This window comes from Acinetobacter sp. BIGb0196, from assembly GCF_011759595.1.
Lineage (GTDB): Bacteria > Pseudomonadota > Gammaproteobacteria > Pseudomonadales > Moraxellaceae > Acinetobacter > Acinetobacter guillouiae.
The window spans coordinates 2,030,217-2,051,105 of the sequence record NZ_JAAOZA010000001.1; the positions used below are offsets into that span (position 1 = coordinate 2,030,217).

At 35.7% G+C, this 20,889-nt stretch carries 20 protein-coding genes; 8 read left to right on the forward strand and 12 right to left on the reverse strand.

The window, feature by feature from the left end:
* The first annotated feature begins 436 nt into the window (after window positions 1-436).
* Together FHR28_RS09195 and FHR28_RS09200 are read left to right on the forward strand one after the other, a co-directional pair.
* Window positions 437-2,545 carry an EAL and GGDEF domain-containing protein gene (locus FHR28_RS09195; protein WP_166782441.1) on the forward strand — a complete coding sequence of 703 codons (2,109 nt, stop codon included), beginning with the start codon at window positions 437-439 and terminating at the stop codon, window positions 2,543-2,545.
* A 494-nt stretch (window positions 2,546-3,039) separates the two neighbouring features.
* The gene (locus FHR28_RS09200) at window positions 3,040-4,095 is read left to right on the forward strand and encodes a 3-deoxy-7-phosphoheptulonate synthase (protein WP_166782442.1); all 1,056 of its coding nucleotides are present in this window, start codon (window positions 3,040-3,042) and stop codon (window positions 4,093-4,095) included.
* 95 nt (window positions 4,096-4,190) lie between these two features.
* Here the strand turns inward: FHR28_RS09200 and FHR28_RS09205 are convergent, their stop codons facing one another.
* The 4 genes from FHR28_RS09205 to FHR28_RS09220 form a co-directional block, all read right to left on the reverse strand.
* Entirely contained in the window at window positions 4,191-4,499 is a 309-nt protein-coding gene (locus tag FHR28_RS09205; protein WP_166782443.1) for an ABC transporter ATP-binding protein, read from the reverse strand.
* Window positions 4,500-4,557: 58 nt separating this feature from the next.
* Window positions 4,558-4,899, reverse strand: coding sequence for a hypothetical protein (locus FHR28_RS09210; protein ID WP_166782444.1), 342 nt, complete (start codon window positions 4,897-4,899; stop codon window positions 4,558-4,560).
* Window positions 4,900-4,969: 70 nt separating this feature from the next.
* The gene (locus tag FHR28_RS09215) at window positions 4,970-5,284 is read right to left on the reverse strand and encodes a hypothetical protein (RefSeq protein ID WP_166782445.1); all 315 of its coding nucleotides are present in this window, start codon (window positions 5,282-5,284) and stop codon (window positions 4,970-4,972) included.
* Window positions 5,285-5,301: 17 nt separating this feature from the next.
* On the reverse strand, window positions 5,302-5,637 hold the full coding sequence (locus tag FHR28_RS09220; RefSeq protein WP_166782446.1) for a hypothetical protein: 336 nt from the start codon (window positions 5,635-5,637) through the stop codon (window positions 5,302-5,304).
* A 132-nt stretch (window positions 5,638-5,769) separates the two neighbouring features.
* Here FHR28_RS09220 and FHR28_RS09225 point away from each other — a divergent pair, with 132 nt between their 5' ends.
* From FHR28_RS09225 to FHR28_RS09245, 5 genes are read left to right on the forward strand one after another with little or no spacing between them, the layout of a single operon-like run.
* Window positions 5,770-6,105, forward strand: coding sequence for a hypothetical protein (locus FHR28_RS09225; RefSeq protein WP_166782447.1), 336 nt, complete (start codon window positions 5,770-5,772; stop codon window positions 6,103-6,105).
* Between the two features lie 45 nt (window positions 6,106-6,150).
* The gene (locus tag FHR28_RS09230; protein WP_166782448.1) at window positions 6,151-10,944 is read left to right on the forward strand and encodes an RHS repeat protein; all 4,794 of its coding nucleotides are present in this window, start codon (window positions 6,151-6,153) and stop codon (window positions 10,942-10,944) included.
* Between the two features lie 11 nt (window positions 10,945-10,955).
* Entirely contained in the window at window positions 10,956-11,981 is a 1,026-nt protein-coding gene (locus FHR28_RS21890; protein ID WP_228722045.1) for an RHS repeat domain-containing protein, read from the forward strand.
* A gap of 1 nt (window position 11,982) precedes the next feature.
* Window positions 11,983-12,228 (forward strand): hypothetical protein, encoded by a 246-nt coding sequence (locus FHR28_RS09240; RefSeq protein ID WP_105712570.1) that lies wholly within the window; start codon window positions 11,983-11,985, stop codon window positions 12,226-12,228.
* On the forward strand, window positions 12,228-12,566 hold the full coding sequence (locus tag FHR28_RS09245) for a hypothetical protein (RefSeq protein WP_228722046.1): 339 nt from the start codon (window positions 12,228-12,230) through the stop codon (window positions 12,564-12,566). The genes FHR28_RS09240 and FHR28_RS09245 overlap by 1 nt, the downstream gene beginning before the upstream one ends.
* Here FHR28_RS09245 and FHR28_RS09250 read toward each other — a convergent pair.
* Window positions 12,556-13,152, reverse strand: a complete 597-nt coding sequence (locus tag FHR28_RS09250) for a DUF4291 domain-containing protein (RefSeq protein WP_105712571.1) — start codon at window positions 13,150-13,152, stop codon at window positions 12,556-12,558. The genes FHR28_RS09245 and FHR28_RS09250 overlap by 11 nt on opposite strands.
* 99 nt (window positions 13,153-13,251) lie before the next feature.
* Here FHR28_RS09250 and FHR28_RS09255 point away from each other — a divergent pair, with 99 nt between their 5' ends.
* Window positions 13,252-13,587, forward strand: coding sequence for a hypothetical protein (locus FHR28_RS09255; RefSeq protein WP_105712572.1), 336 nt, complete (start codon window positions 13,252-13,254; stop codon window positions 13,585-13,587).
* A gap of 76 nt (window positions 13,588-13,663) precedes the next feature.
* On the opposite strand, the gene gcvH is transcribed toward FHR28_RS09255, so the two are convergent.
* The 7 genes from gcvH to FHR28_RS09290 all read right to left on the reverse strand — a co-directional run bounded on the left by gcvH (window position 13,664) and on the right by FHR28_RS09290 (window position 20,754).
* Complete coding sequence (gcvH, locus tag FHR28_RS09260; protein ID WP_004720254.1) at window positions 13,664-14,038, reverse strand: glycine cleavage system protein GcvH; 375 nt, start codon at window positions 14,036-14,038, stop codon at window positions 13,664-13,666.
* A 117-nt stretch (window positions 14,039-14,155) separates the two neighbouring features.
* Window positions 14,156-15,187 (reverse strand): AraC family transcriptional regulator, encoded by a 1,032-nt coding sequence (locus tag FHR28_RS09265; RefSeq protein WP_004720255.1) that lies wholly within the window; start codon window positions 15,185-15,187, stop codon window positions 14,156-14,158.
* Between the two features lie 93 nt (window positions 15,188-15,280).
* On the reverse strand, window positions 15,281-15,730 hold the full coding sequence (locus FHR28_RS09270; protein WP_004720258.1) for a MaoC family dehydratase: 450 nt from the start codon (window positions 15,728-15,730) through the stop codon (window positions 15,281-15,283).
* 256 nt (window positions 15,731-15,986) lie between these two features.
* On the reverse strand, window positions 15,987-16,475 hold the full coding sequence (locus tag FHR28_RS09275; RefSeq protein ID WP_166782449.1) for a GNAT family N-acetyltransferase: 489 nt from the start codon (window positions 16,473-16,475) through the stop codon (window positions 15,987-15,989).
* A gap of 136 nt (window positions 16,476-16,611) precedes the next feature.
* On the reverse strand, window positions 16,612-17,811 hold the full coding sequence (locus tag FHR28_RS09280; RefSeq protein ID WP_004720264.1) for an acyl-CoA dehydrogenase family protein: 1,200 nt from the start codon (window positions 17,809-17,811) through the stop codon (window positions 16,612-16,614).
* Window positions 17,812-17,835: 24 nt separating this feature from the next.
* A complete protein-coding gene (locus FHR28_RS09285; RefSeq protein WP_171287885.1) occupies window positions 17,836-19,122 on the reverse strand; it encodes an acyl-CoA dehydrogenase family protein in 1,287 nt (428 codons plus the stop codon).
* Between the two features lie 258 nt (window positions 19,123-19,380).
* Window positions 19,381-20,754: an ABC1 kinase family protein gene (locus FHR28_RS09290; RefSeq protein ID WP_004720267.1), complete on the reverse strand. Its 1,374-nt coding sequence runs from the start codon at window positions 20,752-20,754 to the stop codon at window positions 19,381-19,383.
* Window positions 20,755-20,889 lie beyond the last annotated feature (135 nt).

Sequence of the window (20,889 nt, forward strand, 5' to 3'; positions counted from 1 at the left end):
AAAATAATTTTCTTTAATATGCTTGAAAATTACGCAATGATTGATTTTTTTATGAATATTGTTAAGATTATTATAAATAAGTGCAGAACTCGATGAGGGAATTGAGTTTCTCTAAAAAAACCAAAAGAGGGAGCAGGGTTGCTGATATTACAAAAGATAAAATTTATTTATCAAGTTGATATTTAAGGATAATTTAAACAAACATGGGTTTGTCATAAATTTGAAACATACTTGTGAACTTAAAAGAATAGATTTTATAAACGTTATTGTATACAATTTAAACTTATTGGTTAAAGTGTGACTTATATCACATGGTTTTTTTAAAAAAATAACGACTCGACACTTGGGTTAAACAAGAATCTGTGGTTATTTAAAATACATATAAGTTTGAACGATGGTTTTTCTTAATTTTTGTGTTGATAGATAGGATTAATTTATGGCAGGCATTTATTTACCTTTGCATTCGAGTTTGAATCAGGTGGGTTCATTTCCAAAGCCTATAACTTCTCGATCTGCACAAATTTTGAATGAAGTCAAAGAAGCTTTAGATCTAATACCACACCTTATTTGGGTGACAAAATTGGGGATTGGCTATTGTAATACCCCATTAAAAGAATTTATTGGTGTAGATACACATAATATTTGCGATTCCGATTGGATTAAATGCTTACATCCTGATGATGCAGAACATATCTATAATATTTGGATAACCGCGCAGAAAACCGGTCAACGTTTTGAAAAAGAATGTCGTATCCGTCATGTGAACGGTGACTATCAATGGTTTTTACTGATTGCTCAAAGTACGGTTTATAAACAACAATTTTTTGATTGGACCATAACCTGTACCAATATCCATGATCGTGCAACGTTATTACGCGAAACCAGCGAGTCGTTAAAAGCCAATACAGACATGCTTGATGTCAGTGTCGACTGTATCAAAATTATTACACCAGATGGTTATGTGTCACATATGAATAAATCTGGCTGTATTGCACTGCTTGGACAAGAAAAAGTAAAAACTTTTGGTATGGAATGGCTCGGACTATTGCCACCAGAAGTTCGTGAGCAGGGTAAAAAAGCCATTAAAGAAGCGGCAAAAGGGAAAAATGCTAGATTTGCAGGTAAAAGTGTCTTTGGTAATCTAACCATGTATTGGGACAATATCTTAACCCCTGTTGTCAATGAAAATGGTCAAACCACCAGTATTTTATGTGTTTCACGAGATATAACCAAACAACGCATTGCAGAAGAAAAACTCAGAGTGATCTGTGAATTTGATGAAATGACGAGTTTGATGAATCGACGTGCATTTAAAAGAAGATTAAAGGCATCAATCTCTAAAGCCAGAGAGAACCGAAGCAAAATTGGATTATTACTGATTGACTTAGATCATTTTAAGCATATCAATGACACATTAGGTCATTCTGCTGGTGATCATTTGCTTAAGGTCTTGTCTAAACGTCTCGCGCATTGTTTAGATGAGAATGCCTATATCTCAAGACTCGGGGGTGATGAGTTTGCGGTGGTGATTGACCATGTGGAAAGTCATGCACAGATCGAGGCAGTTTCCAAAAAATTATTACAACAACTAGATGCGCCTATTACATATAGCGGTAAATTGCTGAATGGTGGTATGAGTATCGGCGGTTCAATTTATCCGCATGATGCCAAAGATGGTTCAGGATTGTTGAAATGTGCAGATGCTGCTTTAAATGACCTTAAAGAACGGGGTCGTGGTGGTATTCGTATGTTTGGTGTAGACATGTTTGAAATTGCCCAAAGTAAAGCCAAGCAATTAAATACAGCGCGCCAAATTATCCGTAACAATCAAATTGAACCATTTTACCAACCTAAAGTTAAACTGGATGATTGCTCAATTATTGGTTTTGAAGCATTACTCAGATGGCGAGATGTAGAGGGCAATGTTTATTTACCTGCGACTGTTGCTGAAGCATTTAATGATTTTGAGTTAGCGACCAAAATCAGCGAAACCATGCACGATAAAATATTTACAGATATTTCCCATTGGATCAAGCAAGGCTTTAACGTTGTACCGATTTCAATCAATGCCTCACCTGTAGAGTTTATGCGGGATAATTATGCCGAAATTTTATTAAAGCGCTTAACCCAATATGCCATTCCACATCATCTTGTTGAAGTCGAGATTACTGAACATGTCTTGGCTGATCGTGGCTATGAATATGTCATTCGCGCGTTAAAAAAACTTAAACAAGAAGGCGTGCGGATTGCCTTAGATGACTTTGGAACAGGGCATTCATCGATGACGCATATTCGTGATTACCCTGTAGATAGTTTAAAAATTGACTATAACTTTGTAAATCGTATGCATGAAGAAAAGTCAATTAAAGCAATAGTGGAAGGGATTGCAAAATTAGGTCCAATTCTTTCTTTAGATATTATTGCAGAAGGGATTGAAACGATTCAGCAGCTTGAAAATTTAAGAGCAGTGGGCTGTAAATTTGGCCAAGGTTTCTTATTTAGCCAAGCGATTTGTGCTGAACAAGTGCAAGAAATGTTGCAGTAAGGGGCTTTGGATTAACAACAATGATTGGGTTAAATTGTGCCTTAACTCAATCATTTGTATTCCATACATAAAATATAGAAAAACTTTAAAAAAGGGCTTGAAAAGTCTACAGACTACAGGTATTGTAAATTCAATATAGATTTTTATGAACGACATAAAGATGAAAAAGCAACCTGTAATTGCTACTTCTTATTATTTCTGGCAATTCTTTAGATAATTGCCTGAAGTCGTTCGGGCAATGAATTGGTTGCCCATCAAAGTTAATACCTGATCGGCAACACCGATCAGGTTTTTTTATATCTGAATGTTAAAAATATTTTGAATCAATTAAGTGTAAAGATTTTGGAGAATGTCATGATGAAATTTAACTACGTATACTTTAGCAACTTTTATTGGACTTACTTTGGTCAAGTGAAAAACCTGATCGCCCATTTGAATAGATCCCATACGCTCAAATAAAAGTTCGGACTTTGTAGAGTCCAAAGGAATACATCATGAATGCACTAAATATTGCTTTACAACAAAATCAAACCATAGAAACTCAACTCAGTTTGCCTTATGAGTTAAAAGAAAAGTTTGCATTAAAACATAAGCTCGCTTTACAAATCGCTGAGCAACGCCAAACAATTGAAAATATTCTCGATGGTACAGATGAACGTTTATTGGTGATTACTGGCCCATGTTCTATTCATGATGAAAAATCCGCATTTGAATACGCAGATCGCTTAATACAATTACAAGAAAAAGTGTCAGATCAGATCTTTCTAGTGATGCGTGCATATATCGAAAAGCCACGTACAACAGTGGGCTGGAAAGGGTTTTTATACGATCCAAATTTAGATGGATCTGCCAATATGCAATTGGGTTTAGAAAAATCACGCCAATTGTATTTACAAATTATTGAAAAAGGCTTGCCAATCGCCAGTGAAATTTTAAGCCCTATGGCAACTGCATATTTTGATGATTTATTGGCTTGGGGTGCAATTGGTGCACGTACCAGTGAATCACAAATTCATCGTGAAATTTCAAGTCATATGCCTTTTAGTATTGGCTTTAAAAATGGTACAGATGGCTCGATTCAAATCGCTTTAGATGCAATTCAATCAGCAAGTCATTCTCATCAATTTCTTGCCATGGGACAAAAGGGATTGCCTTGTATTGTACATAGTCATGGTAATCCTTTAGCACACATCATTTTACGTGGTTCAAATAAGGGCACAAATTATGATGCAGAATCGATCCAACAGATCCGCCAGCAGCATCAAGGGAAATTACCCGCATTGGTGATTGATTGTAGTCACGGTAACAGCAGTAAAGATCCTTTAAAGCAACCGTTGGTTTTACAGCAAATTATTGAAGAAAGACATGTAACCCATGTACGTGGTGTAATGCTAGAAAGCCATTTGGTGGATGGTAATCAAAAAATCTCTTGTGATATGACTTATGGTCAATCTGTTACAGACGGTTGTTTGGGTTGGAATAAGACTGAGCAATTGTTGTTGGATGTTGCAGAGCAGCTTTCGAAACAGGATTTGTTGCAGACAGCATAAAATGCAGCATCAGATTGTGTTTATATCATTTTAAAATAGCGCTTTATAAAAAATCCCATCATATTTTTATATGATGGGATAAAGGTTAAAGTTTATTATTTTGGTTGTACTTGAATCACTTTACAGTAGCCATTGCCAGAATATGGTTCAACATACACTTCTACAGCTCTCTTTTTTTGATACCACTGCGCCAAAGTCACAGCAAGAATGACCTTACTTGTTTGAGGAATAAGCAACCAACCATAAGGAGTGCCATTACAAACAGTTGGAAGGTTTCCTGATTCAAGCCGAATGAGTAATCCTTCCGAAACACTTGTGATAGATGTCATATTTCCATATACATATGTCTCAGCTGCAAAAATTTGTTGAGTTAATAGCACAGAGAGCAATAGAATTTTTTTCATGTTTTAGTACCTTATTTTAAAAATTAACTTTTGAATTTAGCAACCTATCGATAGTCAATTAATCATTTAAAATATAATGATAAAACCCTTGAGCTAAAGTCCATGGTTGGAAATCTGAACAACTTTGTGTACCGGAAAAATATAAAGTTACAGATTTCTTTGTAATTTGAGCAGTAAGTAATACAGCAAATAATTTACTGCAATTCGCTGGAGAGATTTCATTCCAAGTTGCTGATGTACTACATAATAAGGGACTGCTTAAACCACCAACACTGTTAGCAAATAATCCACCTGAACGTGGATTTATTGACACACCACTCACTTTTCCTGTGCACATAATATCAGCCGAAAAAACGGATTGATTAATTAAAATAAGTAGTAAAAAAATAATTTTTTTCATTAGCATCACCTTTTAAGAAGAGATCTTTGGTGCGGTGGTATATGATGTCAAAGTATAAAAAATTCTTGAATTACCACATTCTTACCATCCATGGTACGGTTACATAATCAGTTTCATCACAATTATAATTGTCCTGTATATAACGCAAAGTTATATTCTTTTTCATTGCATAAGCTTGCATTAAGATACCTAAGTATGGCTTTGTTGATGGTTTTGACCATGAACCAATCTGTTTCCAAGATTCTCGACCATTTGAAGATTTAAGCAATGCTAATAAATCAGTTTCTTGTGTTTGAATTTGCATTACTTTATATGGTCCACAATCTACCTGAGCAAAACACTGATTACAGAAAAATGCACTAATAAAAATAATTATAATTTTCATAAAAATACCTTGCTAAATTAATAAATATGAAACCAAACGATAGATGGTCTACCATCTGATGAACATCCATCTAAATAAACATCTACAAGTTTCTTACTTAAATAAGCTGCGTAAAGTGAGGCATATGTCCTTTTTCCATTTGTTGTGCTAGCGTCAAAACGGAATTGATTTACATTTTTATATGGACAAGACAAAGTGTTACCAAAAGGTTCCCCTGACAAACTTGCATAACATGTTCCGTCTACATGATGGCAACCAATACTGGTAATTTTTCGACATGTAATATTCTCAGCAGCATATAAAGAAGTATTTGCTGTCATTAAAATAAGAACAATTGTGATTTTTCTTAACATTTTTCTCCACTCTCATGATGAATTGTGAATATTTTGTGTTGAACTTGTATTTTTTCTTAAAAATATGTATTTTTTCTTAAAAATATGTATTTTTTATATACAACTTATTAAAAAAAGTAAATAGGGTTAAAAATGAAAAAAGTAGTGTTCTTTGTTTTGTTGATGTCTCAACTAGTGTTTGCTGGAAATGTTTTAGCCAGTACATATACTGGAAAAGTCTCTGCAATTAATGTTAGAGATGAAGATGGGCTTATATGGGTTTATATCGTAGGAGAAAGAACTGGTAATAGACCTACATGTGCAACATTTGGATATATGATCATTAAAAATGAAAATAGCCCAGCAGGGAAAAGACAGTTGGCAATGCTAATGATGGCTAAGGCTACTAATAAAACAGTAGTTATTGATGGGGCTGGTACGTGTAATCGCTGGGGAGATGGAGAAGATATCAGCACAGTTTCAATTTAGAAAAATAAACATAAAAAGTAGATAATATTTTAATAGGAACAACTTATGAGAATAATACTAAGTTTTGTTTTAAGTCTATTGAGTTCAATGCTTTATGCAGGTCCTATAGACTGGTCTGTTGCAATGACATCTTTTCCATCAGATCAAAGTGTAGGCGATACAGGACAAGAAAAAACACCCAATGGTTATGTCGATTTAATGAGTGGTAACCTTGTTTATGATGTACCCGAAGTCACATTAAAAGGAGAGCGGGGACTAAATTTCACCTTGTCTCGTTCATATGGAAAGGTAAATAATGGTTTTCGCTCTATGGGGAACTGGGAGTTAGAGTCACCAAGATTAGTGATGATGACGGGACCGTCAACTAAACTCCAAGGTGATAGTGGTGCTGGCATATGTGAAGCAAATGGTGATGCAACTAATAATAGTTCAGGAAGGCCTGCTTTTACAGCTTCGCTTACCAATTCAAGTTTCAGAAGTAAAATTGAGCAAACATATGTAAATCAAGCGAATGCAACATTAGCTAACCAAACATTAAATACAATTATAAATTTAGTACAATATTTTGGAAGCTTAACGGGTGATGCAAATGCGCAATACAATAAACAACAAGCACAAAATGCTACATCTAATTTACAATTCCAGTTATTTAGTGCTTTTAAAAATAACGTGAATGCTATATCCGTTACTTCAAGCCAAGCAACCACTGAAAAAGCGAAATATAGACAAAGTATAACAAATGTATTGCAGACAGGACAGGTAACAATTTCTGTTAATGGCACTAGGCTAACTAATGGAAACTTAACCATAGTTTTAGATAGTTTGGCAGTAAATTCCTCATTTACTGTTCAAACAAATAATGTACTAATGGATGCCGCTATTAGACAAGTAATCATAGGTTATCTTTACTATCATAATATTGAAAAGATTAAATCTCCAATGTTGCTAAATGGAATTACTCAAACTTCAACTCTTAATACCTCATCCAATGTTGATCCAAGACAAAGACCAATAAGCTTATATCTTCCTAATCAAAAAAACATAACTTTTTATCCTATTAAAACAGGTGTTGCGGGATACCCTCAATCTGCAAAATATATATCTCAAGACAATTGGTATATTAGTTGTACAAATTCAGGAAAAGATTTTGTAGTAAGATCAAATAATGGTGTTACTTATTATTTTCCTGGTGAAAATCGAGAAAACCAGACAGGTTTTACTTCATTCTTTGGAAGCGAATATATTCCTGGGCGTGTATCAATCTATGCTTCAAAAATAGAAAATCAATTTAATGAAGCTTATCAGCTTAATTATTTTAATAAAAAAACCAATACCCTGATTTATAATGGGTTTAATTATACAAATAAATTTTTTCTAAAGTCAGTACAACATCTGCTGGATGGAAAAATTGTTAATGAAAATACGCCTGAACTTGTACTCAATTATGTAAAGAGCCAAAGTGGAATTGAGAATACTGATGAAAGCCAATTTGATAATATTTCGGGGGATATAACCCTTAAGAAAATTCTTAGATATATCAATGGTTCATATAAAGAATGGACTTCTTATAATTACACGAGCCAAAAAAATCTTTCAAATTATAAATTGACAGACACAATACCAACAGGTGGGACGATAGGAGCTTTTCAAGACAACAATTCTGCGTTTATTTATTTACAAGCAGCAGGTTATATTACAGGTGATGCTATAAATTATGGTTATGGTGGTCCTTATCGAATTGTTGGTAATGCCACACCAGCATCGACGAGTATGACTGCGCAAGACTTTCTCTGGTTCTACAGTGATTTAACAAATATTCATTACTATAAGAGTTCTTCAAATGGCTTAGTCAATACTAAATCTGTTTATTGGACATATTCACTCATCAATGAATCCCGCCCAGGATTTGCTGAAACTAAATCCTATAAAGTGACAAGTTCTTATTATACTGGTGCTGATGTCAATCCATTGCAAATTACCTATGCATATAGCCGTAATAAAGAAGCTAAAGAACAAACTACAACAGTAACAACCAAGGATGTAACTACAGGTCTGACAAAGGCATATGCTTATGTGATGAATGCTTTCGAAGGTGGGATTGCAGAAAGCTTCTTACATGGATTACTTAAAAAAGTAACGATTGATGCTCGTACAGAAGTTTATGAATGGGTGACATTAAATCTTATTGGTCAAAAACCAAAAACAACCAATGATAATTACACTGATAATGAAGATGTTTTATTGGTTCGAATGTCTAAAAAAACAGTTAATCATCATGGTGCTTATGGCACAACTTATCGAGATTTTGACCAATATGGTAATGCTCAAACGATTGAATCTACAGGTCTAAAAGGTGCAAGTTCAACTTCATTACCAAGTGTTAGTATTGCTTATTTTAATGCTGACCCTGCAAATGCTTCAGTCAATGATAGTAGCTTGCCTTGGATTACAGGTTTACCTCGCCAAAAGACATCAGCTGGGTATACAACACAATCTATTGAATATGATGTTCAAGGTGCGATCAAAACAGAAAGTAAAGAAGGACGTATCACCAAGTTTAAATATGAAACCGTTTCATTTAGTTCATGTCTAGGTAACCTTACTGATTTTGCTTGGTCAAAATTTGCTAGTTGTTTTTCAAGCTATGTTGCAGGAGATAAACATACAGGCTTACCAATGGAAGTTGATGTGGGTAATGGTCAACAAATTACTCAATACTCTGCCTATAAAAAAGGTGTACCTGCCAATATTCGTTTAGCCAATGGTGGCCTAGAAACCAATGTGATCGATGACTTTGGTAATATTATTTTCCATACAGATGCAGATGGTGTTCGTTCACAAAACCAATATGACGATGCAGGTCGTTTAAAAGTTGAAAAACCAGTTATTGGTTTAAGCTATACAACTATTGATTACAATGGCTTAGACATTGTAAGAACCATGCAAAATGGCGCAAGTTATAACAAAACTGAAAAATATAATGGTGATGGTTTACTGATCTATTCTACTGCAAATACACCAAATAAGGCGGTAGTAAATTCAAGTGAATATGATGCTTTTGGAAATGTAATCTTTAGTTCAAATCCATCTACTGGAAGTACAAGTGAGGGGATTTCTACAAGTTATGATGTCTTTGACCGACCAAAAACTGTAATTGATAATGGCGTAACCGTAAACTACTGCTATCAATCATGTGGTGGGCGTAACGGTGCTATTGCATTAACAACAGATGCTTATGGTGTCACTGAAACTGATTATTTGGCTGCTGGCGATTTTAGTGCAAATCTAAAAACACTGGTCAGTCGTAAAGGCGGTGATGGTTCTGTATTTACAACCTCAACTGAATATAATTTAGGTTTATTAAAACCAACAATTGCAACTTCAGGTGCTTCAACACAAAGTTATACCTATAACAGTAATGGCACATTGGCGACCGAAAAAGACAATAGTATCAATGGGCAAAAGGGTTATGGTTATGATGCGACTGGGCGAATTAAAACCATTAGCCATCAAGATGGTTCAGTCGAAACAATTGAATATTATCCAATCAATGATTTGATTCGTTCTCGCGCTTGGCGCGGTATAACCACCAATTATGGTTATAGCTTAGCAGGACGTTTAAATTCAACCAATAATGCCAGTACTTCACAAGGCTATGGTCGTGATGGTTTTGGTCGTGTTGTAACACTGACACAAAATATAAATTCCAATAATGCTAATTATGGTTATACCACTACATTTGGTTATAACAACTTGAACCAAGTGGTTTCAATTATTTATCCAAATGGCAAATCTGTTAATTTGTCAGATCAAAATGCTTTGGGTGAAGTCTATTCAATACCTAGTGTAATTCAAGGGCTTAACTACAATATATTGAGTCAACTTACATCTGTACAAGCAAATGCTGATGTAGCTTGGACGTATTCGTACTCAAACAATGGCTTGCCTACTGGCGTAAGTTCTATCAGTTTGAATAAATGCCTACTGAATATTGGATATGGTTATGATGCATTAAATCGTATCAATAGAATGAGTGATCATTGTGGTGCGACCTATAACGCCACAATTGACCGTTTCGGTACAGGCTTAATGAAACAGGTTGAGCTTGATCAGGCACGTTATCAGTATTTATATAACAATGATGATATTAGTTCAGTCAATATTACCTCTAAGAGTCAAATCGTTGCACCTGCTTCCTACACTTATAACTATGTGAATGGCACATCACGTTTAGCGAATGTTAGTGGTTCAGCATATAACTTTAGCTATGATGCGATGGGTAATGTCACTAATGATGGCGTCCGTGCCTTAGATTATGATGCTTACTATCGTATCAGTAAAAATGGTAATGAAAGCTATATCTATAATACAGATGGTTTGCGTGTTCGCGCAGTTCGTGATGATGGTATTACTGACTATGTTTATGATTCAGCAGGTAATCTGGTCTATGACATTAACCATCAATCAGGTTATAGCAAAGCCTATGTTTATGTTGCTGGAAAATTAGTTGCAACTTTAGAACGTTATCCAGATGCTAACAGTAAAGGCTTTGATTTGATGAATGATTTCGAAGGGGCTGAGTTTGGTATTAAGAGCTTGTTAGAGAGTTATGTGGATAGTGATGATGATGGTTTACCTGATTATATCGAACGCTTTATTGGTTCTGATCCAAATAATCCTGACTCAGATGGTGATGGTCATAAAGATGGTTATGAATACAAATTATTGGGTGCGAAAGGTGTTTTAGACCCGCTGATTCAACCAAGTGAACCAGATCCTGATGAAGATATGGCAGCATGGTTGCCTGCAATCTTAGATATGATCTTAGAAGATGACTAAGGGGATAAATCATGAAAACAAAAATGAAAAACTTAATGAAAAATAACAATATGCAGTCAAATAAGATCTGGTTGATAACAGTTCAATTGATTGTATTAAGTCTCTTCCTAGTTCTTAGTCAGCTCACGCTGGCTAAGGATCGGATTCAATATCATGTTCAGAACTTTGATGGTTCAACTTTAAAGGTGATCAATGAACAGGGTGTGGTCAGTCAGTCTTATCAATACGCACCTTTTGGTCAACAATTGCAATATAAGAAACCAAGCAATTTAAAGAATCCCAATGCTTTTGTTGGTGGGGTTCAAGATGCTGATGATTTGGTTTATTTAAAGCAACGTCACTATAACCCTGTATTAGGAAGATTTTATCAGCCTGATCCAGTGACTTTTATTATGAAAGGTCATGGACAGACCAACCGTTATCAATATGGATGGAATGATAGTTATAGCTTTAACGATCCTAGTGGTCAGGCTGCTCAACTTGCTTTTGTTCCACTAGTATTATGGATTGCTGACAATCTTAGGTCTGATACACCTAATGCAAACAATTTACCACCTAGCGGTATTGGTGATGCTGCTATAGCTGGTTATGGAGGAGCTTCCTTACTATTCTCAGCAAGATTAGCTTCAATGTCTACTGCGGAATTAAGCTATTATAATATAGTTCAAAACGGTGCATCAATTTCACCTGTAGTTTGGTTGACTCCATCAGCATTACAAGGAACGAGCCCTATTTTATGGGATGGCGCTTATGCAACTAGACAAATTTTAGGTACAACTACAACGCCCGCTGGTCGCTCTATTAATTTTCATGCTGCTGAAAGAATGGTTTTTCCACCAAAAGGAAGAATACCCATGTCTCCAAAAGAGATAGATGCCGTACTTGACGGAGCTACTAATATTAGAAAGATGACTTACAACATATATGGAGATACTTTAACTATTCAAAATAAAAATATGTTAGGAAGTCCTCAAGTTATAGTTGATGCCCAAACAGGTAATAGAATTATCACTGTAATAAATCCAAGAGCTAAATAATATGAAACTAACTATACTTAATGATAGAATTCAAAACTTTATTGATAAAAAAGATATTTCAATAAAAAATGCTCAAGAAATTGATTTTTTATTGAGTAAATTAAGTATTGATAATGAAGTAATTGATGATTTAATTTTAATGATAGCGTTATATGTACCAGGTGGAGGAGATTTTTTATTGGATGAAGATCAAATTATTATGCAATTAAGTAAAGCAAAAGAAATACTTAAAAATTTATCTAATTAATGATATCTGATATAGATTTAGATATTTTTTTAATAATTAGAAATATATATTTTAGTTTAAGAGAATGGCATCATGAGCATGAAAATATTATTTGTACCTTTTCTAGGCAAGAGAGTTGTGAATATATTGATTTTTTATATGAACCTATAATATTTGTACCCCAATATTTAGTAGGTTTTGAGGAGAGATCAATTGCAAGAAGGGCTTTCTTTGGATTCGGAAGAAATATTTCTTGTCCCAAAGCTTTGGAATATCTGAATCAATTTCTTAATGATCCAGACCCAACACTAAGAGGATTTGCCGATGAACAATTTAAGATCTTAGGAATTAAAGTTTAGCCACATCAATAGTTTGATCTGGAATATAAATACTTTCATTAGGAAGTAATAAGCTTGCTTCCTTAAATTTATGCTCTACTACTAAATTAGAGATTTCTTTTGCTTCTTCTGTTATATCAATGATATCAGTTACCCATTTATTGATGTAATGTTCAACTGCAATTCCACTTAGACCGATCTGAATAGCTCTGTATTTTAAAGATTCTAATAATAAATTTCGTTCAGGATCCCATTGTATTCTTACAGGAGTTTTGGATTTAACTATATTCCATTCATCTTCTTTAATTGCTATAGGCTTATGGCTTGAACAACTATGACTTAATGCCCAGTCGAAGCCATCTTTTGATATATCTATTGCTAAAATTTTTTGTTGCTTATTATCTTGATGTCCCCAACCAGCGCGATACATCATCCAAAGAAATGAAGGCTTTATCCATGTCATTCTAGTCATTTTGAAATGAGGATTATCCTTAAGTGATTTATTTCTAATTGCTAATGAGGCTAATTTATTAGAAAAAGCTTGATATACTCTAATGGCAGATTCTGTTTGAAAAGCCCGAATAACTTTTTCATCATATTTATTCATTTTTTAACTCAGATAAAAATATGATTATATTTTATAGTATAAATTGATAATTGGATCATTCTTGTTATAATAATTTAAAATATAAAAATTGGTCAACACATGAAAAATATACTTATAGCATTATGCTTTAATCTACTATTTTGCAATTCTGTATTTGCAAATAGTCCATTCTCACCCACAAAAATAAGTGGATTAGTCGTACATGATAACGGAACAGATATAATTATTGAATTGAAAGCTAATGTAGCGACAGGTGAGGGATGTCAAATAACAAATCAAGTAGTATTAAGAAAAACTCATCCATTATTCAAAGAAGTGTATGCTGCACTTTTATCTGCTTTTCATAGCCAAACTGTAATTCAAGGTTGGATTAATGGTTGCCATACTATAGGAGAAAGAAGACCTATTCTTACTCGTCTTGATTTAAAAAAATAATTTTAATCAAATTTTAAAAACAAAAAAAGATCAGACTCATCTGATCTTTTTGTTTTCCAGCATATAGATTTAAAAATTAAAGCCCAGCTTCATATTCGCTATTGCTGAGTAACTTTTCAACATCTGCAATATTGTCTGGTTTAATTTTATAAATCCAGCCTTTGCCATAGGGGTCATCATTAACAAAATCTGGATCATCTTCGAGTGCAGTATTCACTTCTACAACTTCACCAGAAACAGGCGCATGAATATCAGATGCTGTTTTAACGGATTCAACTACACCAGCCTGAGCGCCAGCAACCACATGGCTACCTACTTCAGGCGCTTCAACGTAGACTAAGTCGCCTAAAGCATCTTGAGCATGGTCAGAAATACCAGTAATCACAAGATCACCTTCAATTTTTACCCATTCATGTGTAGCTGCATATTTCAAATCTGAAGGATGATTCATAATGACTCCATTAATCAATTTATTTTTGGCACGAGTTATACAGGTTTTTTAATCAAAACAGAAAGCAGAGATACTGATAAACTTATTCATCGAAACAAATAATCATGATAAATCACATTATAAGTATGGGTCTTTGCGCCAACTACTTGGGCTACGACCGCTCCAGCGTTTAAATGCACGACTAAAGTTTGCAACATCACTATAACCGAGTTCATCTGCAATTTGTTCCAGTGTATAGTCAGTACGGGAAAGTAACGATGTGGCATGGCGATAACGTACTTCATCTACCAGTGTAGAGAAAGAAGTACCTTCGGCAGCCAACTGACGCTTTAATGTACGGTCTGACATATGTAGACGATCTGCGACATTTTCAATACTTAAATAATGCTGTTCCGAATGAGTCAAGATATCACGTACGCGCATCGCCAAACGACGTCTTTCACCCAAAGCTGAAAGTTCTGCTTCACATTGATTAATCGCAATTTGACTGGCAATCGGGTCAGCATTGACCATTTTTAAGCCCAAGTAGGATTTGTCAAAACTTGCAATGAGGTGTGGCTGTTCAAAACGCATATTGTATTGCTTTGCCAGTTTCTCGATGTATTTGTCAAAGCCATCAGGCTTGGGAAAATCAAAATCGATATCGCCATGCAAATAATCAATACCAGTTAAGGCTTTTGCCATTGTCATAATACCAAAGGTTAGCCCCATCACAATTTCTGTGCGCAAAGGTTCGATTTCGATATCACATTGCAATTGAAGTGTGGCTTTTTCACCAAAAGTAGAAAAATACAATTGTAGAAAGGGCATACGCAACTGGATAAAGCGGTTGGCTAAGACAAGCGCATCGGTAATATCGTGTGCTGTCATGATGGCATAACCAATAAAGCCATGGATTGAAATACGCATTTGTGTACCAAGATGAAAGCCTAAGGTGCTTTCACCTGTAAGTTTTAATGCGTGTTTAATCAATTCATTGGCAAGTGGTGTCGGAATCCGACACTCAGGATCTGCTAACTGTTCGCTGGTAAAATTAAAGGGTGCGAACAGTGTTTCTGCGCTATATCCCCAACGAGAAACAATATCTAATAATAATAGTCCATAAACACCAGGAATTCCCTGATCTTGGCGAGCTGAGACTGTTTTCATGTGCTTTCCATTGCTCTGAACATTGTTTTTACTTGTTTAATCATATTGTCATGATATGGAAAAACCCTTAAATATTGTAAGACAAATTTAGGATTAATGTGCATCAAAATTGCGTTTAAATACCACAATTTTAGTGGTTGAAATCAGCAATACATCATCATCTTGATTTTTTGCTTGTGTTACATAGGTCACAATTGCGCGATCATTTTTGGTTTTAGAGGGCTGGATAGATACAATTTCGACATCAACATGTATTTTATCGCCCACACGCGTGGGTTTTGGCCATCTTAAACTTGATTCTGAACCAATTAAGCCATAAGCAACAGGGAAGCATTCTGTCCAAAGACGCATGGTGACGGCAGACGTATGCCATCCACTTGCAGCAAGTCCTTTAAAAATCGGGTGATCTTTGGCTTTTTCAGCATCAGTATGGAAAACTTGAGGATCATACTTATGTGCAAACTCTAAAACCTCATCCAAAGTCATTTCGTACTCACGACTTTTAAAATGATCACCAATATTTAAATCTTCCAAATACAACATTGTTTATACATTCCCTTAATTTCACACAATACTCATAAATGATGATGTTCTACGCATAAAAATTAAATTATTTAAACTTTTTCATTGTAAATCACCATTAAGCAATTTCAATGACTGTTTTGCCAATCATCCATTTTTTTAAGTGGTATTGAAATATCACTCAAAATATCGAGTGATTTAGATCATAATAACATTGTGTAATGTCCTGAAAGTAATGAAAATACGACCAAAGTGAATTGAGCAAGCTTATGACGCGTTAAAGCAATGTTTTAAGCATCCAAACTTCACAAACATGACTATGACCAGTATTACCTTTAGGCTGTGATAAATGTTTAAAGCCTAACTTTTCATAGAGTTTAATGGCTTGCCATAAATCTTGAGTGGTTTCTAAATAACAAGACTGAAAGCCTTGTTGTTGCGCAAATTCAAAACACTTTTCCAAAATTTTCTTAGCAAATCCTAAACCACGAAGTTCAGGCAAAAAATACATCTTTTGAATCTCTAAAACAGTTGCATCACCTTGTAATGGTGAAAGACCTCCGCCACCAACAACTCGCCCATTTGCATCCTCAATGACCCAATATTGAGCATTGGGTTGAGCATATACCTGATATAAATCATCCAGGATCGGGTCGGCTACAGCAAAGCCTGATTCAGGTGCTAAGCCAAATTCTTTAGATACCTCACGAATGACTTGTGCGATCGACGGATTGTCTTGTATTTGTATCGTTCTAATTTGGTACATAAGTAAATGAAAATAAAAAAGGTAGAATTTTTATAACAAAATTTCTACCTTTTGTGATCAGTTAAAAATTCAACTGATCAAAACTTTAGCAATTGAATAGTGATAAATAAGTAATTTTACAAGTTTTACTGCAACACTATTTTAATTCGCTTGAAGATTTACCCAATTCTCGACGGGCAATAATCAGCTGTTGAATCTGTTGCGTTCCCTCAAAAATATCTAGAATTTTTGAATCACGCGCCCATTTTTCTAACAATTCATCTTCGTTATAACCCACACTGGCAGCCAACTCTACGCATTTTAAAGTGATTTCATTACAAATACGTCCAGCTTTAGCTTTGGCGATAGAGGCCTCACGAGAGTTTGGTTTTTTGTTATCTGCCATCCATGTGGCTTTTATAGTGAGTAAGCGTGCAGCTTCCCATTCTGCTTCCATCCGATAGATTTGTGCAGCCAAATTGGATGTTTGTAAATATGGAGTTGCATAGTCGGGATCTAGTTCATCTTTAAAGATGTCTTTAATACGTTCTAACGATGCTTTGGCACAGCCCACAGCCATGGCAGCAACAAGTGGACGGGTATTATCAAAGGTTTCCATCACGCCCGCAAAACCTTTGGCTACATCAATTTCTGCATTACCAAGTAAATTTGCTCCAGGGACACGGCAGTCAATAAAACTAATTGCCGCTGTATCGGATGCCTTAATGCCAAGTTTATGTTCAAGGCGTTCAACTTTCATTCCAGGTGTACCTTTAGGCACAACAAAAGATTTAATTGCAGCACGGCCCAATTTCTTATCTAAAGTTGCCCAAACCACGACTGAGTCAGCACGTTCCCCAGAGGTGACAAATATTTTTTCACCGTTCAGAATGTAATCATCACCATCTTTGGTTGCGGTTGTGCGAATCGCAGCAGAGTCAGAACCACAACCAGGTTCAGTAATGGCCATTGCAGCCCATGTCCCCTTAAAACGCTCAAGCTGTTCATCATTGGCGACTGCCGCAATCGCAGAATTGCCCAGCCCTTGACGGGGCATGGTCAGCAATAGGCCTGTATCGCCATAACACATTTCGATTACACCCAAGGCAGTCGACATATTGGTGCCATTTTTATTATTACTGTCGATATCGCCACGTTTATTAATTGCAGCGCCAGCATTAAGCCCATCACCACCGTCGTTCATACCATCCAGTAAAGAAGCCAGCATATCGAGTTCTTTAGGATAGGCATGTTCCGCTTTGTCGTATTTACGAGAAATTGGGCGTAAAACATTCAATGCAGTTTCGTGTGCTTGATCTAAAAGCATTTGGAATTTTTTTGGATTTTGTAAATTCATGATTTTTATCCTTTATCTTCTAAGTTAAGCGTGTAAGCCAGAATGTAGAACGGCAGTTGCACGTAAGTCGCGGTACCAACGCTCAGCCGGATGTTCCTTAGTAAAACCATGTCCACCTAAAATTTGCACACCATCTGTACCAATTTTCATAGATTTTTCTGCACAAAGTAGACGGGCTAAATACGCTTCTCTATGGAAGGGTTGTCCTGCTTCTGCAAGACTGGCAGCATTTAAAATCAGCATACGCATTGCATCAATTTCAATCGCCATATCTGCGATCATAAATGCCACACTTTGACGGTGTGAGATAGGTTCACCAAATGCAGTACGTTCATTGGCATATTTGATACTGTAATCTTTAACCGCTTCACAGCTACCAACAGCCATTGCACACCACATTAGATTGCCTAAATCTAAAAATGCAGCGTAATTAAAATCGTCGTCACCTAGACGTTGGGCAGGGGTATTGTCAAACTTCAAAGTTACCGTTTCAGTTGCTTTTAAACCCATTGCCGGTGATTTTTTCACTGTAATACTTGGATCTCGCTTTACAACGAAAACGTCCGCTTGACCCTTAAAGTCAGCACTAACAAGGAATAAATCCGCTGTTGCACCCAATAGCACTAAAGTTTTTTCTCCAGTAATGCTGAATTGTCCATTGTTGGCAGTTGCTTTAGTTTTTAAACGTAATGGATTAAATGCAGGGGTTGCTTCTTGTACTGCAAAAGTGGCTTGAATATCAGTATCATTGGCAAAATTTGCTAAATAAACAGATTGAACTTTTTCAGAACCCCATTGCGTGATTGCATTGATAACACTAAAAGTAGAGAGCAGACCTGCAGCAAGTGAGAAATCACCTTTAGCCAAGCGTTCAGCAATTAAAATATTACTCACAATATTTTTTTCAGATGCGACACCACCTAAAGCTTCAGGCAGTGCATAGTAATTTAGACCTAAATCGGTACTGTGTTGCCAAAGCTCAGCTGGAAACTTTTCCTCGTGATCCGCTTGATGAGCCAATTGATAAAGTACTTCGGAAGCAAATTGATCCATGGCATCCACCGTCATTTGCTGCTCTTCAGTCAAACTCAGATCAAATAGGGACTTTTGCTGATTGGGTAGACGTTGTTTAGTTACATTTGAATCTGATTTAAATGCTTTTTGAGTTGCGCTTAAGGTTTTAAAACCTGCTTTAGAACCTTGATAAAGAGATCTTTCAATAAATTTACGCAACTTAAACTGATCAAGTAAGTCACTACCTGCAATTTTAGTAATTAGATTTAAACCCAAACCTTGAGCTTTATTTACCATATTGGTCATGCCGAAGTCCCTGTATTTTAGTGTCGGTATACAATAATCCTGACATGCATAAAAATAAAAAACTATGTCAAAGCTGACAAAGTGATTGACCTTAGATGAATGGTTGAGTAGATGATATATTTGTTATTAATATTCTGATTTTTATTGTTTATTTTTAAATAAAAAAACCCAACATTTGTTGGGTATTGGTAAAAGTGACATTTTTAAAACTTTTACAATCTCGTTTAGCCTGTATGAAAACTAAAAAGATTAAACAAAAGGTACAATCATTTTACGAACATTGGTCTTTGCTTCAATCACCGTCATAAATGTATAAGCACCAATAAATTTACGACTGATAAACATAAATTCTTTTGGTGGAATACTGAAATAACGTGAAGCCATTGATTTTGAAGCACGTTGCATCACACGGCTATGTAGCTGGCTTTTTTTCCAGTCATAGCGGTTATGTTGATCCATCACCCCAGCAGGTAAATCTGGATTATTTAAAGGTGTACTAAATGCTTCTGTTGCTAATAAAAATACTTTTGCCATATCGGGTTTAATGCTTAAAGGCATTGCATCAAAGAACTCATAGCCCGACATCGCATTGACCATTGCTTCAGCATCGTGGTTATAACCCGCTTTGATTAAATTACAAGCTACGCGAAGTAATTGGTCATCGAACTGACGTATAGCGCCAAAATCTAACAAAATAATTTTATCTTTTATCTCTTCACCATTGCCCAAGCGAACAAGGTAATTGCCAAAGTTCGGGTCGGTTTGCATTTCGCCCCACTCAAACAATTCACGAACTGCGATTTCAAGTGATGCTTCACCTAAAAGATTACGTCGCTCTTGTGGTAAAGACAGCATGACAGGGCTGTTGATGGGTACACCACGTTCAAAGGTCATACAAAGGACTTGATTGGTACAATAGTCATCAATAATTTGTGGCACACCATAACGTGGATCTTCTTTAAGTCGCTGGCCAAAACGACGGGTTGTTGCCGCTTCAACTTTATAATCAACTTCACGATGCATCATTTCACGCACTTCATCAAACCACTGATCGAACTCACGGGTTTGTGGCACCATACGTGTCAATTTAAGCATATTTCGAAATAGGCTCATATCTGAGTCTATGGCATCAGCTACACCTGGATATTGGATTTTAAGAACCAGCTCTAATCCATCTGACTTACGTGTTGCGCGGTGAACCTGAGCCAGCGAAGCCGTACCAATCGGTTCATGATCAATGGTGAGATCGTTGAGTTTTGAACCCAATTGGCTGACCAATTGCTCTTTAATCGCAGGCCATGCAAGGGCAACTGTTTGATTATTGAGGGTGTTTAATGCTTGAGTAATTTCTTCAGGTAAAAAATGCTCGCCATAAAGCGCCATCATTTGACCGATTTTAACAATTGAGCCTTTTAGCTTGCCAATTTCTTGAACAAGGTAATTGGCTTGTTCTTTCATAGCTTGTTTACGTTTTTTTTCTTTTTCTTCTTCACTTGAAAAGATTGAACTCGCACTTGAAGCTGCCCAGCGTGTACCTGCCAATAATGATGCTTTTGCAATTGATAAGCGACGATCCATTGATGAGGTTTTTAACTGTTTGAGCTTTTCGTTCTGATCTGACATGAAGATAAAATCCTTTATAAGAGATTCGAAAAGATAAAAAGATGACTAATTGTAAGGAATATTACATGGAATGACTGTATTTAAACAGTTCAATTCGCTGAATGGGGGGAATTAAATTAATTCCATCAAAATAGC

Coding starts and splice junctions, on each gene's coding strand:
- FHR28_RS09280 (WP_004720264.1), bottom strand. CDS start 17,811: ATGAATTTACAAAATCCAAAAAAATTCCAAATGCTTTTAGATCAAGCA.
- FHR28_RS09270 (WP_004720258.1), bottom strand. CDS start 15,730: ATGTTGTATTTGGAAGATTTAAATATTGGTGATCATTTTAAAAGTCGT.
- FHR28_RS09205 (WP_166782443.1), bottom strand. CDS start 4,499: ATGAAAAAAATTCTATTGCTCTCTGTGCTATTAACTCAACAAATTTTT.
- FHR28_RS09230 (WP_166782448.1), top strand. CDS start 6,151: ATGAGAATAATACTAAGTTTTGTTTTAAGTCTATTGAGTTCAATGCTT.
- FHR28_RS09200 (WP_166782442.1), top strand. CDS start 3,040: ATGAATGCACTAAATATTGCTTTACAACAAAATCAAACCATAGAAACT.
- FHR28_RS09215 (WP_166782445.1), bottom strand. CDS start 5,284: ATGAAAATTATAATTATTTTTATTAGTGCATTTTTCTGTAATCAGTGT.
- FHR28_RS09240 (WP_105712570.1), top strand. CDS start 11,983: ATGAAACTAACTATACTTAATGATAGAATTCAAAACTTTATTGATAAA.
- FHR28_RS09245 (WP_228722046.1), top strand. CDS start 12,228: ATGATATCTGATATAGATTTAGATATTTTTTTAATAATTAGAAATATA.
- FHR28_RS09250 (WP_105712571.1), bottom strand. CDS start 13,152: ATGAATAAATATGATGAAAAAGTTATTCGGGCTTTTCAAACAGAATCT.
- FHR28_RS09225 (WP_166782447.1), top strand. CDS start 5,770: ATGAAAAAAGTAGTGTTCTTTGTTTTGTTGATGTCTCAACTAGTGTTT.
- FHR28_RS09220 (WP_166782446.1), bottom strand. CDS start 5,637: ATGTTAAGAAAAATCACAATTGTTCTTATTTTAATGACAGCAAATACT.
- FHR28_RS09275 (WP_166782449.1), bottom strand. CDS start 16,475: ATGTACCAAATTAGAACGATACAAATACAAGACAATCCGTCGATCGCA.
- FHR28_RS09255 (WP_105712572.1), top strand. CDS start 13,252: ATGAAAAATATACTTATAGCATTATGCTTTAATCTACTATTTTGCAAT.
- gcvH (WP_004720254.1), bottom strand. CDS start 14,038: ATGAATCATCCTTCAGATTTGAAATATGCAGCTACACATGAATGGGTA.
- FHR28_RS21890 (WP_228722045.1), top strand. CDS start 10,956: ATGAAAACAAAAATGAAAAACTTAATGAAAAATAACAATATGCAGTCA.
- FHR28_RS09210 (WP_166782444.1), bottom strand. CDS start 4,899: ATGAAAAAAATTATTTTTTTACTACTTATTTTAATTAATCAATCCGTT.
- FHR28_RS09290 (WP_004720267.1), bottom strand. CDS start 20,754: ATGTCAGATCAGAACGAAAAGCTCAAACAGTTAAAAACCTCATCAATG.
- FHR28_RS09285 (WP_171287885.1), bottom strand. CDS start 19,122: ATGGTAAATAAAGCTCAAGGTTTGGGTTTAAATCTAATTACTAAAATT.
- FHR28_RS09265 (WP_004720255.1), bottom strand. CDS start 15,187: ATGAAAACAGTCTCAGCTCGCCAAGATCAGGGAATTCCTGGTGTTTAT.
- FHR28_RS09195 (WP_166782441.1), top strand. CDS start 437: ATGGCAGGCATTTATTTACCTTTGCATTCGAGTTTGAATCAGGTGGGT.